13 protein-coding genes are annotated in these 13,741 nt (G+C 73.8%); 4 read left to right on the top strand and 9 right to left on the bottom strand.

Features of this window, described 5'->3' with window-relative positions:
- Positions 1-116 precede the first annotated feature (116 nt).
- Positions 117-1,571, bottom strand: coding sequence for a gamma-aminobutyraldehyde dehydrogenase (locus HJG43_04520; protein ID UER53939.1), 1,455 nt, complete (start codon positions 1,569-1,571; stop codon positions 117-119).
- A 182-nt stretch (positions 1,572-1,753) separates the two neighbouring features.
- Between HJG43_04520 and HJG43_04515 the strand changes: the two genes are divergently transcribed.
- The 3 genes from HJG43_04515 to HJG43_04505 are packed head-to-tail and all read left to right on the top strand — an operon-like array spanning position 1,754 to position 5,033.
- Positions 1,754-2,254, top strand: coding sequence for an Lrp/AsnC family transcriptional regulator (locus tag HJG43_04515; protein UER55704.1), 501 nt, complete (start codon positions 1,754-1,756; stop codon positions 2,252-2,254).
- Complete coding sequence (locus tag HJG43_04510; protein ID UER53938.1) at positions 2,251-3,675, top strand: aspartate aminotransferase family protein; 1,425 nt, start codon at positions 2,251-2,253, stop codon at positions 3,673-3,675. Before HJG43_04515 ends, HJG43_04510 begins: the two co-directional genes overlap by 4 nt.
- Positions 3,660-5,033 (top strand): FAD-dependent oxidoreductase, encoded by a 1,374-nt coding sequence (locus HJG43_04505; protein ID UER55703.1) that lies wholly within the window; start codon positions 3,660-3,662, stop codon positions 5,031-5,033. The genes HJG43_04510 and HJG43_04505 overlap by 16 nt, the downstream gene beginning before the upstream one ends.
- A gap of 55 nt (positions 5,034-5,088) precedes the next feature.
- Here HJG43_04505 and HJG43_04500 read toward each other — a convergent pair whose 3' ends face one another.
- Positions 5,089-6,984, bottom strand: coding sequence for a propionyl-CoA synthetase (locus tag HJG43_04500; protein UER53937.1), 1,896 nt, complete (start codon positions 6,982-6,984; stop codon positions 5,089-5,091).
- Between the two features lie 113 nt (positions 6,985-7,097).
- Here HJG43_04500 and HJG43_04495 point away from each other — a divergent pair, with 113 nt between their 5' ends.
- Complete coding sequence (locus HJG43_04495) at positions 7,098-8,225, top strand: Rossmann fold nucleotide-binding protein (GenBank protein ID UER53936.1); 1,128 nt, start codon at positions 7,098-7,100, stop codon at positions 8,223-8,225.
- Here the strand turns inward: HJG43_04495 and HJG43_04490 are convergent.
- From HJG43_04490 to HJG43_04460, 7 genes are all read right to left on the bottom strand, one after another.
- Complete coding sequence (locus HJG43_04490) at positions 8,206-8,784, bottom strand: DivIVA domain-containing protein (protein UER53935.1); 579 nt, start codon at positions 8,782-8,784, stop codon at positions 8,206-8,208. The genes HJG43_04495 and HJG43_04490 overlap by 20 nt on opposite strands.
- A complete protein-coding gene (gene rlmN / locus HJG43_04485) occupies positions 8,781-9,950 on the bottom strand; it encodes a 23S rRNA (adenine(2503)-C(2))-methyltransferase RlmN (GenBank protein UER53934.1) in 1,170 nt (389 codons plus the stop codon). The genes HJG43_04490 and rlmN overlap by 4 nt, the downstream gene beginning before the upstream one ends.
- A 42-nt stretch (positions 9,951-9,992) precedes the next feature.
- Positions 9,993-10,544, bottom strand: coding sequence for a histidine phosphatase family protein (locus tag HJG43_04480; GenBank protein ID UER53933.1), 552 nt, complete (start codon positions 10,542-10,544; stop codon positions 9,993-9,995).
- A gap of 16 nt (positions 10,545-10,560) precedes the next feature.
- Complete coding sequence (locus HJG43_04475) at positions 10,561-11,436, bottom strand: phosphatidate cytidylyltransferase (GenBank protein ID UER53932.1); 876 nt, start codon at positions 11,434-11,436, stop codon at positions 10,561-10,563.
- 2 nt (positions 11,437-11,438) lie between these two features.
- On the bottom strand, positions 11,439-11,996 hold the full coding sequence (gene frr, locus HJG43_04470) for a ribosome recycling factor (GenBank protein UER53931.1): 558 nt from the start codon (positions 11,994-11,996) through the stop codon (positions 11,439-11,441).
- Positions 11,997-12,030: 34 nt separating this feature from the next.
- Positions 12,031-12,783: a UMP kinase gene (locus tag HJG43_04465; GenBank protein UER53930.1), complete on the bottom strand. Its 753-nt coding sequence runs from the start codon at positions 12,781-12,783 to the stop codon at positions 12,031-12,033.
- Positions 12,784-12,892: 109 nt separating this feature from the next.
- Positions 12,893-13,717: an elongation factor Ts gene (locus tag HJG43_04460; GenBank protein ID UER53929.1), complete on the bottom strand. Its 825-nt coding sequence runs from the start codon at positions 13,715-13,717 to the stop codon at positions 12,893-12,895.
- Between the last annotated feature and the right edge of the window lie 24 nt (positions 13,718-13,741).

Raw genomic sequence — 13,741 nt, 5'->3', positions numbered from 1 at the left:
GTGGGTGTGGTGGACGTGGTGCGCGGAATCCTGACACCGACACGCGTGCGGAACAAGAGTGTCGCGACGCTTTCCGTCGCGTCTGCGAGGACTCGCAACGAAATCGTGACCTGGGTTTACTCGATGGCAGCCATCACGTGCTTGATGCGGGTGTAGTCCTCGAGCGCGTACACCGACAGGTCCTTGCCGTACCCGGAGTGCTTGAAGCCGCCGTGCGGCATCTCGGCCACCAGCGGGATGTGGGTGTTGATCCACACCGTGCCGAAGTCGAGCCGGCGACTGACCCGCAGCGCCCGTCCGACGTCCGTCGTCCACACGCTGGAGGCGAGGCCGTACTCGACGCCGTTGGCCCAGCGCACCGCCTGCTCCTCGTCGTCGAACCGCTGGACGGTGATGACGGGGCCGAAGACCTCCCGCTGGACGATCTCGTCGTCCTGGCGCAGGTTGTCCACCACCGTCGGCTCGACGAAGAACCCACCGCCCATGCCCTCCATCCGGTGCCCGCCGGCCTGGATCCGGGCGTGGTCCGGGAGCCGCTCGAGGAAGCCGGTGACGTGCCGCAGCTGGTCGGCGTTGTTGACGGCACCCATGTCCGCCTCGGCGTCCTGGGGCCGCCCGACCCTGACCCGGCGGGCCTGCTCGGTCAGCGCGGCCACGACGTCGTCGTGCACCCGCGGGCCGGCCAGGACGCGGGTGGCGGCGGTGCAGTCCTGCCCGGCGTTGAAGTAGCCGGCCGCGGCGATGCCCTCGGCGGCAGCGGCCACGTCGGCGTCGTCGAACACCAGGACCGGGGCCTTGCCGCCGAGCTCCAGGTGGACCCGCTTGACGTCGCGGGCGGCCGCGCCGGCCACCTCCATGCCGGCCCGGACCGACCCGGTGATCGCCACGAGCTGGGGTGTCGGGTGCGCGACGAGCGCCCGGCCGGTGTCCCGGTCGCCGGTGATCACGTTGAGCACGCCCGGCGGCAGGAACTCGGCCGCGAGCTCGGCGATGCGCAAGGTGGTCTCCGGCGTGGTGTCGCTGGGCTTGAGCACCACGGTGTTGCCGGCTGCCAGGGCGGGGCCGATCTTCCAGACCGCCATCATCATCGGGTAGTTCCACGGCGCGACCTGGCCGACGACGCCGACCGGCTCCCGCCGGATCCAGGACGTGTGCCCGCGCATGTACTCCCCCGCGGACCTGCCCTCGAGCAGGCGCGCGGCACCGGCGAAGAACCGGAGCTGGTCCACCATCGGCGGGATCTCCTCGCTGGCGGTCAGCGCGTTCGGCTTGCCGGTGTTGCGGCCCTCCATCTCCACGAGCTCGTCGGCGTGGGCCTCGATCGTGTCGGCCAGGCGCAGCAGGGCCAGCTGGCGCTCCGACGGGGTGGTGTCCCGCCACTGCTCGAACGCCCGGGCAGCGGCCCGGTAGGCCCGGTCGACGTCCTCCTCGGTGCCCACCGGCGACTCGGCGACGACCTGACCCGTCGAGGGGTCCACGACCGGGGTGGTCCGGTCACCCAGCGGGTCGACGAGCTCGCCGTCGACGACGTGGCGCAGGCGGCGGGGGGCGGGGACGTCCGGCGAGGTCACAGTGGCTCTCCTTACGGGCAGCTGCTGACGGGGCTGCACGGGCGGGGTGCGGTCCGGGAGCGCCACCGACGGACGGGGCGCCCGCGGTGACGATAACGCGGTGACGGCCAGATCCGGTAGAACTACGAACCCGCGAAGCACGAATCGGTTGCCGAAGGCCCCTCCCGGCGCGGATTCACTTGATTTCCTCGCCGGACCGGGCCACCATCGGCCCGGTGAGCACCCGAGGCCGGCCGAACCACCTCGACGACGTCTCCAAGCAGATCATCGAGCAGCTGCAGGAGGACGGCCGCCGGCCGTACGCCACCATCGGCAAGGCGGTCGGGCTGTCCGAGGCGGCCGTCCGGCAACGGGTGCAGAAGCTCCTGGGCGACGGCGTCGTGCAGATCGTCGCCGTGACCGATCCGGTCCAGGTCGGCTTCGCCCGCCAGGCCATGGTCGGCGTGCGGTGCTCCGGGCCGCTCGAGCGGGTCGCCGACGAGCTCGCCGACATGCCGGAGGTCGACTACGTCGTCATCACCGCCGGCTCGTTCGACCTGCTCGCCGAGGTCGTCTGCGAGGACGACGACCACCTCCTGGGACTCGTCGGGGACCGGATCCGGCGGCTCGAGGGCGTGGACAGCACCGAGACGTTCGTCTACCTGCGGCTGCGCAAGCAGCTCTACAACTGGGGTACCCGATGACCACGACACCGGCCGACTTCGCGGCCGCCCACCACCAGCCCACCGACACCCCGCGGGGAACTCATCGCAGCCACGCGGCCCGAGACCACCTGTGGATGCACTTCACCCGGCACTCCCCCTACGAGCAGGGGGCGGAGGTGCCGATCCTCGTCCGCGGCGAGGGCGTCCACGTCTGGGACGCCGCCGGCCAGCGGTACCTCGACGGGCTGTCCGGGCTGTTCGTCGTCCAGGTCGGGCACGGCCGCGCCGAGCTCGCGGACGCCGCGGCCCGCCAGGCGCGGGAGCTGGCGTTCTTCCCGCTGTGGTCCTACGCCCACCCGCAGGCCATCGACCTCGCCGAGCGGCTGGCCCACTACGCCCCCGGGGACCTCAACCGGGTGTTCTTCACCACCGGCGGCGGCGAGGCGGTCGAGTCCGCGTGGAAGCTCGCCAAGCAGTACTGGAAGCTCGTCGGCAAGCCGACGAAGCACAAGGTGATCAGCCGCGCGGTGGCCTACCACGGCACCCCGCAGGGGGCGCTGTCCATCACCGGCATCCCCGCGGCGAAGGAGGCCTTCGAGCCGCTCGTGCCCGGCGCGTTCAAGGTGCCGAACACCAACCTCTACCGCGCGCCTGAGCACCTGCGGGAGGACCCCAAGGCGTTCGGCCGCTGGGCTGCCGACCGGATCGAGGAGGCGATCCTGTTCGAGGGCCCGGACACGGTCGCCGCCGTCTTCCTCGAGCCGGTGCAGAACTCCGGCGGCTGCTTCCCCCCGCCGCCCGGGTACTTCGAGCGGGTCCGGGAGATCTGCGACGAGTACGACGTGCTGCTCGTGTCCGACGAGGTGATCACGGCGTTCGGCCGGATCGGCTCGATGTTCGCCTGCGTCGACTTCGGCTTCACCCCCGACATCATCACCTGCGCGAAGGGGATGACGTCCGGCTACTCGCCCATCGGCGCGATGATCGCCTCCGACCGGCTCTTCGAGCCGTTCCGGCACGGGCAGACGACGTTCTCCCACGGGTACACCTTCGGTGGCCACCCGGTGTCCGCGGCGGTGGCGATGGCGAACCTCGACATCTTCGAGCGCGAGGGCCTCAACGAGCACGTCCGGCGCAACGCCCCCGCGTTCCGGGCGACGCTGGAGAAGCTGCTCGACCTGCCGATCGTCGGGGACGTGCGGGGCGAGGGCTTCTTCTACGGGATCGAGCTGGTCAAGGACAAGACGACCCGGGAGACCTTCGACGAGGAGGAGTCCGAGCGGCTGCTGCGCGGCTTCCTGTCCCGGGCCCTGTTCGAGGCGGGCCTGTACTGCCGCGCCGACGACCGCGGGGACCCGGTGGTCCAGCTGGCCCCGCCGCTGATCAGCGGTCAGGCCGAGTTCGACACGATGGAGCAGATCCTGCGCGGCGTCCTCACGGAGGCCTGGGAGCGGCTGTGAGCCTGGCCGCGCCCGGGCTGTGGTTCGACCAGGTCGGGCCGCAGCCGAGACGCGACCCGCTGGACGGCGACACCGACGCCGACGTGTGCGTCGTCGGGGCGGGGTTCACCGGGTTGTGGACGGCGCACCGGCTGCTGGTCCTCGACCCGTCGCTGCGCGTCCTCGTCCTCGAGGCGGAGCACGTCGGGTTCGGTGCCAGCGGTCGCAACGGCGGGTGGGCGTCGGCGCTGTTCCCGGTCTCGACGGCGGCGCTGGTGCGCCGCCACGGCCGGGACGCGGCGCTCGCCGTGCGCCGGGCGATGCGCACCGCCGTGCGCGACCTCGGCGAGGTGACCGCGGCCGAGGGCATCGAGTGCGACTACGTCCGGGGCGGCACGGTCACCGTCGCCCGCGGGCCCGCCCAGCTCGCGCGGGCCCGCGCCGAGGCCGAGGCGGCGGCAGCCGGCGGGGACGAGGTGCACCTGCTCGACGCCGACGAGGTCACCCGCCGCGTCCGGGTCCGCGGGGCGCTCGGTGGCACCTGGACGCCGGACTGTGCGCGGATCCAGCCGGCCCGCCTGGTCACCGGCCTCGCCGCCGCCGTGGAGGCGCGCGGCGGGACGGTGCTCGAGCGCACCCGGGCCCTGGACGTCGCCCCGCGGCGGGTGCGGACCGACCGGGGCACGGTGACGGCCGAGGCGGTCGTGGTCGCGACCGAGGCCTGGACGGCCGGGCTGCCGGGCCGCCGCCGGGACGTCGTCCCGGTGTACTCGCTCCTGGTGGCGACCGAGCCGCTGGACGCGGCGACCTGGGAGCAGGTCGGGCTGGCCGGGCGGGAGACGCTCGGGGAGCACCGGCACGTCGTCCTCTACGGGCAGCGGACGGCGGACGACCGGCTGGTCCTGGGCGGCCGGGGCGCGCCGTACCACCTCGGGTCCCGCATCGCCCCGGAGCACGACCACGACGAGCGCGTGTTCACGGCCCTGCGCCGCACGGCCCGCACGATGTTCCCGGTGCTGGCCGGCGCCCGGTTCACCCACGCCTGGGGCGGGCCGCTCGGCATCCCCCGCGACTGGCACCCCGCCGTCCGGTTCGACCCCGGCACCGGCGTCGGCACCGCCGGCGGGTACGTCGGGGACGGCGTGACGACGTCCTTCCTCGCCGGCCGCACGCTGGCCGACCTCGTCCTGGGCCGGGACAGCGAGCTCACCGCGCTGCCCTGGGTGCAGCACCCGACCCGGCGGTGGGAGCCCGAGCCGCTGCGGTGGCTGGGGGTGAACGCGGGGCTGCGGCTGGCGTCCTGGGCGGACGCCGAGGAGCGGGTGACCGGCCGGCCGTCCGTACTGGCCCGGCCGCTGGCCGCCCTCACCGGTCACTGAGCCCAGCCAGTCACCGAACCCACCAGCCACCGAGCCCGGCCGGCGGCTCCCCGCGTCAGCGCCGCAGCGTCGACGCCAGCGCGTCGAGGACGGCGGGGTCCTCGATCGTCGAGGGCACCGCGGGCGTCCGGCCGTCGGCGATCTCCCGCATCGTCTTGCGCAGGATCTTGCCCGAGCGGGTCTTCGGCAGCGCCGGCACGACGTCGACCTGCCGCAGCGCCGCGACCGCGCCCACCTCGTCGCGCACCCGCTGGACGCACTCGCGGGTGATCCGCTCGACGTCCGCGTCGGTGTACTCCTGCCCGCCCTTGAGCACGACCAGCCCCCGGGGCACCTGGCCCTTCATCTCGTCGTGGACGCCGATCACCGCGCACTCGGCGACCGCGGGGTGCCCGGCGATCGCGGCCTCCATGGACCCGGTGGACAGCCGGTGCCCGGCGACGTTGATGACGTCGTCAGTGCGCCCCATGACGAACACGTAGCCGTCCTCGTCCTTGTAGCCGCCGTCACCGGTGAGGTAGTAGCCGGGGAACGCCGACAGGTACGACGCGACGTACCGCTCGTCGTCGCCCCACAGCGTCGGCAGGGTGCCCGGTGGCAGCGGCAGGCGGATGCAGATGGCGCCCTCGGTGCCGGGCGGCAGGGGCTCGCCGTTCTCCCCCAGCACCTGCACGTCGTAGCCCGGTACCGGCACCGTCGGGGAACCGGGCTTGACCGGCATCGGCTCCAGTCCGCGAAGGTTCGCGCAGATCGGCCAGCCGGTCTCGGTCTGCCACCAGTTGTCGATGACCGGGACGCCGAGCCGGTCGGCCGCCCAGTGGTAGGTGTCGGGGTCGAGCCGCTCGCCGGCGAGGAACAGGGTCCGCAGCCGGGACAGGTCGTGCTCGGCGATCCGTGTGCCCTCCGGGTCGTCCTTCTTGATCGCCCGGATCGCCGTCGGCGCCGTGAACAGCGCGACGGCCCCGTGCTCGGCGGCCACCCGCCAGAACGCGCCGGAGTCGGGGGTGCCGACCGGCTTGCCCTCGTACAGCACGGTGGTGCACCCGGCCAGCAGCGGGGCGTACACGATGTAGGAGTGGCCGACGACCCACCCGACGTCGCTCGCCGTCCACCAGGTCTCACCGGGCTCGACACCGAAGACGTTGCGCATCGACCAGTGCAGCGCCACGGCGTGGCCGCCGTTGTCCCGGACGATCCCCTTCGGCCGGCCGGTGGTCCCGGAGGTGTACAGCACGTAGAGCGGGTCCGTCGCGGCGACCGGCACGCACTCGGCGGGCTCGACGACACCCGGGCGCATGAGCTCGGCCCAGTCGAGGTCGCGCTCACCCATGGCGGCCTCGGCCTGCGGCCGCTGCAGGACGACGACCCGCTCCGGCTTGTGCCCGCTGCGCTCGATGGCCGCGTCGAGCATCGGCTTGTACTCCACCACGCGGCTCGGCTCGATGCCGCACGAGGCGGACACGACGACCCGGGGCCGGGCGTCGTCGATGCGGGCGGCCAGCTCGCTCGGGGCGAAGCCGCCGAACACCACGCTGTGCACGGCGCAGATCCGGGCGCAGGCGAGCATCGCGACGACCGCCTCGGGCACCATCGGCATGTAGATGACGACCCGGTCCCCGGCGACGACGCCGAGGTCCCGCAGCACGCCGGCGAAGCGGGCGACGAGCTCGAGCAGCTCGGCGTAGGTGAGGACGCGCTTCGTCCCGGTCACCGGGGAGTCGTGGACGAGTGCGGGCTGGTCGCCGCGACCGTTGACCACGTGCCGGTCGAGCGCGTTGTAGCAGGTGTTGAGGACGCCGTCGGAGAACCATCGGTAGAAGGGCGGGTTGTCGTCGTCCAGCACCCTGGTGGGCCTGCGGATCCAGTCCACGCCGGCGGCGGCCTCGCCCCAGAAGCCTTCAGGGTCCTGCAGGGACCGCCGGTACGCCTGCTCGTACGCGCCTGTGCTCATACCCGCATCCTGGCCACCTCGTCGGCGCTTGGCCACCCCTGCGTCGGTGGCCGCTTCGAGGGGACCGTGAGCACGCGAGGGCGCTGGGTGCTGCCACCAGGCAGGATGCCGGCATGGAGATCGAGAGCGTCCAGACCCTGCGCGCCCTGCTCGCCGCCGGGACCCCGATGGACGGGATGCGCCTGCAGGGCCTCGATCTCACCGAGGTGGAGGAGGAGCTGCTGGCGGCCGACCCGCGCGGCGCCGTCGTGCTCGGCGGCCGGGTCGGGGAGCGGCTCGAGGAGCACCTGCGCCGCGGCGGGGCGCTCGTCTTCCCGGCGCTGCCGCAGTGCCCGGTCGACCCGTACCGCAACCGGCTGTACACGGCCGAGGAGCTGTACGCCGGTCTGCAGGACGGCTACGAGCACACCCTTGACGCCCGCTGCTACGCGTGGTCGCGGGACGCCACGACGCGCCACGACGTCCTGGCCACGATGGTCCGGGCCGTCCACGACGACGCGGTGTCCGACGCGCTCGTGGAGGTGCTGGCCGGGCGCAGCGTGGTCGGCGTGATGGGCGGCCACGCGCTGCGCCGGGGTACCCCGCAGTACGCCGAGGCGGCTCACCTGGCCCGGGCGCTCTCCCGCGCCGGCCACCTCGTGCTCACCGGCGGCGGCCCTGGGGCGATGGAGGCCGCCAACCTCGGTGCCCGGCTGGCCGGTGCGGACGACGCGGCCCTGCAGGACGCGCTCGACCACCTCGGAACCGTCCCGGACTTCGCGCCGGACGTCGCCGCGTGGGCCAGAGCGGGCCTCGACGTGCTGGCGGACCACCCCGCACCGCACTCCCCGGCGAGCATCGGGATCCCGACGTGGTTCTACGGGCACGAGCCACCGAACGTGTTCCCGGGCCTGGTGGCCAAGTACTTCTCCAACGCCCTGCGGGAGGACGTCCTGCTCGTCACGGTCACCGCGGGCATCGTCTACCTGCCCGGCGCGGCCGGGACGCTCCAGGAGCTGTTCCAGGCGGCCACCCCGGGGTACTACTCCCCCGGCGGCGGGGTTCCCCTGGTCCTGCTCGGCCGCGAGCACTGGACGCGCCGCCTGCCTGCGTGGGACCTGCTCGGCGCGCTGGCCGCCGGGCGGCCGATGGCCGCACGCGTCCACCTGCTCGACGACGCCTCCGACACCGACGGGGTGCTCGCCGCGCTCGGTGACGCCGCGCACCCCGGCCCGCCGGTGCTCACTCGACCGCGACCATGACCTCCACCACCCGGTCGAGGAAGGCGTCCACCTGCTCCTCCCGGTAGCCGCGCGAGCCGCGCCGGGTCCGGAAGACCGCGCGGCGCACCTCGTCGACGGACATCGGGTCGCCGTGGTCGAGGTAGCCGAGCACCCGGTGGCACAGCTCGTCGACGTCGTCCGGGTCGTACGCCGGGGCGAACCCGGTGGCCCGCTCGAACCGGTCCCCGTCGGGACGCAGCAGCCGCCCGCGCAGGGTGCGCGCCCGGGTGGTGAGGTTCTCCAGGGCGGCCTGCGCACCGACCCGCGCCCGCAGGCCCTCCTGCTCCCGGCGGGCGAACGCGTCCTCCAGCCGGTCCAGGGCGGCGTCCACCTGCCCGACGTCGTAGCCGCCACGGACCAGGTCGAAGCCCACCCGCCGCACGTCCGCGGACGTCACGGCGGCACCGGCCTCGGCGTGCTCGTAGGCGACCCGGGCACGGTCGAAGAACTCGTCGACCTGCTCGACGTGGTACCCGCGGGCCCACCGGCCGGTGCGGGAGAAGCTGCTGCGGGAGACGCTGCTCGGCACGGCGCTCATCGTGCCAGGCCAGGGACCGGGGCGGCTGCCAGCTGACCGCAGGCGCCGTCGATGTCGCTGCCCCGGGTGTCGCGCACGGTGGTGGGGATGCCGCGGCGCCGCAGCCGGCGGACGAACTCCGCCTCGACCTGCGGGTCGCTGGCGGTCCACCGGGAGCCGGGCGTCGGGTTGAGCGGGATCGGGTTGACGTGCACCCAGCCGCGGCCACGGGCCAGCAGCTCGTCGGCGAGCAGGTCGGCCCGCCAGGCCTGGTCGTTGACGTCGCGGATGAGTGCGTACTCGATGCTGACCCGCCGTCCGGTCGCCTCGAAGTACCGGCGGGCGGCGTCCAGGGCCTGCCCGACCCGCCAGCGGGTGTTGACCGGCACCAGCTCGTCGCGCAGCTCGTCGTCCGGGGCGTGCAGGGACAGCGCCAGCGTCACCGGGACGCCCTCGCCGGCCAGCCGGTCGATGGCCGGGACGAGGCCCACGGTGGACACCGTGACGCCGCGCGCGGAGATGCCCAGCCCGTCCGGAGGCGGCGCCGTCATCGCCCGGACGGCGGTCATCGCGGCCCGGTAGTTGGCCAGCGCCTCGCCCATGCCCATGAACACGACGTTGCTCACCCGCAGCGGCGCGGCCACCGCGCCGCCGGCGACCTCGCCGTCCCGCAGCGACCGGGCGGCCGCGACGACCTGCTCGACGATCTCGGCGGCGGACAGGTTGCGGGTCAGCCCGGCCTGCCCGGTGGCGCAGAACGGGCAGTTCATCCCGCAGCCGGCCTGGCTCGACACGCACAGGGTCACCCGGTCCCGGTAGCGCATCAGCACGCTCTCGACGAGGGCCCCGTCGTGCAGCCGCCACAGCGTCTTGACCGTCGCCCCGGCGTCGGCGGTCAGGACCCGCACCGGGGTGAGCAGCTCGGGCAGCAGGGTGCCGACGAGCCGCTCCCGGCCCGCGGCCGGCAGGTCGGTCATCCGGGCCGGGTCACGGGTGAGGTGCTCGAAGTAGTGCACGGCGAGCTGGCGGGCCCGGAACGGCCGCTCCCCCAGCTCGGCGGCGACGTCGGCTCGCTCGGCCGGGGACAGGTCGGCGAGGTGCCGCGGCGGCTTGCCGCGGCGCGGTGCGGTGAAGGTCAGCTCGCCGGCCGCGGGTCGGCGTCCGACGAGGGGCAGCGGTTCAGGCATGACCGGCCCATGGTCGCACGAGCCCGGCCGGTCCCCTACGGCTCAGCCCGACCGCCAGGCGCCCCACGGGCGCACCACCTCCCCGCCGTCGATGACGCAGTGGTCGGGCAGCTGCATCCGCTCCCAGGCGACGAGGTCGACCGGGCTGCCGGTGAGCTCCGCGACCGCCAGCGTCCACGCCGTGCCGTGCCCGACGAGGACGACGTCCCCCGGTGTCTCCTCGACCAGCGCCCGCACGGTCCGGGCCACCCGTACCCGGGTGGCGCCGGCCGTCTCCCAGCCCTCCTCCGGCGGCTCGTCGGGGTGGATCACCGAACGGTGCACGCGGACGGCGTACGCGTCGACCCAGCCCGCCGGGCGGTACTGCTCACGCAGGTCCTCGAGAACCTCGACGTCGGCGTCGCCGGCCAGGATGCGCGCCGTCTCGACCGCCTTGGGCTCGTCCGAGCTGACCCAGCGGGCCCGCTCCGGGAGCACCCCGGCCTCGGCGAGCTCGCGGACCCGGCCCACCTCGTCGGGGTCCAGGTGCCAGCTGCTCGCCGGCGTCGTCGGGTCGATGAGCGGGGGGCCGTGGCGCACCAGGTGCAGGGCCATCAGGTGGTGCAGCTCCTCAGGAGGCCACCGGCACGAGGGCGGCCAGCAGCAGGTAGACGACAGGTGCGGTGGCCAGCAGGGAGTCCAGGCGGTCCATGACGCCGCCGTGGCCGGGCAGCAGGGACCCCATGTCCTTGATGCCGAGGTCCCGCTTGAGCAGGGACTCGGCCAGGTCGCCCAGCGTGGCGGTGACCAGGACGGCGGCGCCGACCACGACGCCCGCCCACCAGGTGCCCCCGAGCAGCAGGACGACGCCGAGGGCGCCGGCGAGCAGGGCGGCGACGGCCGAGCCGGCGAGCCCCTCCCAGGACTTCTTGGGACTCACCGACGGCGCCATCGGGTGGCGCCCGAGCAGGACGCCGACGGCGTAGCCGCCGATGTCGCTGGCCACGGTCACCAGCACGAAGACGATGACCCGGGCCGGTCCGTCGTCCGCGGCGAGCATGAGCATCGCGAAGCCGGCCAGGAAGGGCGCGTAGGCGGTGCTGAAGATCCCGGCGGCGACGTCCCGCACGGCACCGTCGACGCCCTCCAGGACGCGCCACACGACGACGGCCAGCACGGTGAGGCCGAAGGCGACGAGCAGCGCCTCCTCGCCGGCGGCGTACGCCGAGACGAGGATGCCCACGCTGCCGACGAGGACCGGCACGAGGGGGACCGTGATCCGGCGGGCCGCGAAGGCCTGCCCGAGCTCCCAGACGGCGAGGACGATCGCGACCGCGGCGACGGCGACGAAGGCCTCCTTGCGGACGAGCAGGGAGGCGAGCACCAGGCCGGCGAGGCCGACGCCGACGCCGACCGCCACCGGCAGGTTGCGCCCGGCCCGCCCCCGGGTGCGGGCGGCGCGACGGGAGGGCGGGGGCAGGGTCGGCGAGGACGGCAGGATGTCCATGCTCAGACCTCGAGCAGCTCGCTCTCCTTGTGCCGCAGGAGCTCGTCGACGGCGTCCACCCGGCGCCTGGTGAGCTGCTCGAGCTCCTTCTCGGCGCGGGCGACCTCGTCCTCGCCGGCCTCGCCGTCCTTGGCGATGCGGTCCAGCTCCTCCTTGGCCCGGCGGCGGATGTTGCGGACCGACACGCGGGCCTCCTCCGCCTTCGCGCGCGCGATCTTGATGTAGTCGCGGCGCCGCTCCTGGGTGAGCTCGGGCAGGTTCACCCGGATCACGTTCCCGTCGTTGGCCGGGTTGACGCCCAGGTCGGAGTCGCGCAGCGCCTTCTCGATGGCACTCATCGAGGACCGGTCGTACGGGGTGATGAGGACGGTGCGGGCCTCCGGGGTCTGGAACGAGGCGAGCTGCTGCAGCGGCGTCGGGCTGCCGTAGTACTCCACCGTGATCCGGGCGAACATGGCCGGGTTCGCACGGCCGGTGCGGATCGCCGCGAACTCCTCCTTGGCGACCTCCACGGCCTTGTCCATCTTCTCCTCCGCCTCGAGGAGGGTCTCGTCGATCACGCCTCGCTCCTTCGTCGTGTCGTACCCGCGGACGTCACTCGGCGACGACCAGGGTCCCGATCCTCTCACCCCGGACCGCGGCCAGGACGTTGCCCTCGCGCTCCAGACCGAAGACGATCATCGGCAGCTTGTTGTCCATGCACAGGCTGAACGCGGTCGCGTCGGCGACCTTGAGCCCCCGCTGGAGCGCCTCGGTGTAGGTGATCCGCTCGAGGCGGCGGGCGGTGGGATCGACGTGGGGGTCGGCGGTGTACACCCCGTCAACCCCGTTCTTGGCCATCAGGACGACGTCGGCGTGGATCTCCAGGGCCCGCTGGGCGGCGACGGTGTCGGTGGAGAAGTAGGGCAGCCCGGCGCCCGCGCCGAAGATCACCACGCGGCCCTTCTGCATGTGCCGGATCGCCCGGCGCGGGATGTACGGCTCGGCCACCTGCCCCATGGTGATCGCGGTCATCACCCGGGTGTCGGTCCCCCCCTGCTCGAGGAAGTCCTGCAGGGCCAGGCAGTTCATCACCGTTCCGAGCATGCCCATGTAGTCGGCCCGGGCCCGGTCCATCCCGCGCTGGGACAGCTCGGCCCCGCGGAAGAAGTTGCCGCCGCCGGTGACGACGGCGACCTCGACGCCCTCGGCGACCACGGCCGCGATCTCCCGGGCGATGCGGGCCACGACGTCCGGGTCGACGCCGACGCTGCCGCCGCCGAAGGACTCACCGGAGAGCTTGAGCAGCACCCGGTGGTAGCGGGTCCCCCCGTGGGGGGTCGGGTCCAGCTCGTCGGTCTGGCTCATCGGTCTCCCCTGGTGGTGGGCGGCTGTGCGGGGCAGTCTGCCGCACTGCACCGCTCGTGCAACGGCCCCGCCCCGGACGCCGGGACGGGGCCGTGCAGCACGGGTCGGCTCAGGCGCCGACGCGGAACCGGGCGAAGGCGCTCAGCTGCACCCCGGCGTCGGCGAGGACGGCCGAGACCGTCTTCTTCGGGTCCTTCGCGAACGGCTGCTCGAGCAGCACGGCGTCCTTGAAGTAGCCGTTGACCCGGCCTTCGATGATCTTGGGCAGGGCCTGCTCGGGCTTGCCCTCCTCCCGGGCGGTCTCCTCGGCCAGGCGACGCTCGTTCTCCACCGTCTCGGCGGGGACGTCCTCCCGGGCACGGAAGGTCGGGGACATCGCCGCGATGTGCATGGCGACGTCCCGGGCGACCTCGTGCTCGACGTCGGTGACGACGAGGACGCCGATCTGCGGCGGCAGGTCGGGGCTGGTGCGGTGCAGGTAGGAGGCGACGTGCCCGCCCTGCAGCCGGGCCACCCGGCGGACCTCGATCTTCTCCCCGATGGTGGAGCTCGCCTCGTCGAGCAGGGTCTTGACGTCCTTGCCGTCCACCTGGGCGGTCAGCAGGGAGTCGACGTCCTGCGCACCAGTGGCCACCGCCGCGTCGAGCACCTGCTGGGCGAGCGCCTGGAACGTGTCCCCCTTGGCGACGAAGTCGGTCTCACAGTTGACCTCGACCATCGTGCCGACGCCGTCGGCCACCGACGCGGCGACGAGCCCGTTGGACGCGGTGCGGCCCTCACGCTTCGTCACACCCTTGAGGCCCTTGACCCGCAGCAGCTCGACGGCCTTGGTGAGGTCCCCGTCGCTCTCCGCGAGCGCGTTCTTGCAGTCCATCATGCCGGCGCCGGTCTGCTCCCGGAGCTTCTTGACGTCGGCGGCGGTGAAGTTCGCCATGGAAGGTGGTACTCCCTCTCGGTT

It is taken from the genome of Kineosporiaceae bacterium SCSIO 59966, from assembly GCA_020881835.1.
GTDB lineage: Bacteria > Actinomycetota > Actinomycetes > Actinomycetales > SCSIO-59966 > SCSIO-59966.
The sequence above is the reverse complement of the archived record's forward strand: the minus strand, read 5'-3'. Positions and strand labels throughout refer to the sequence as shown.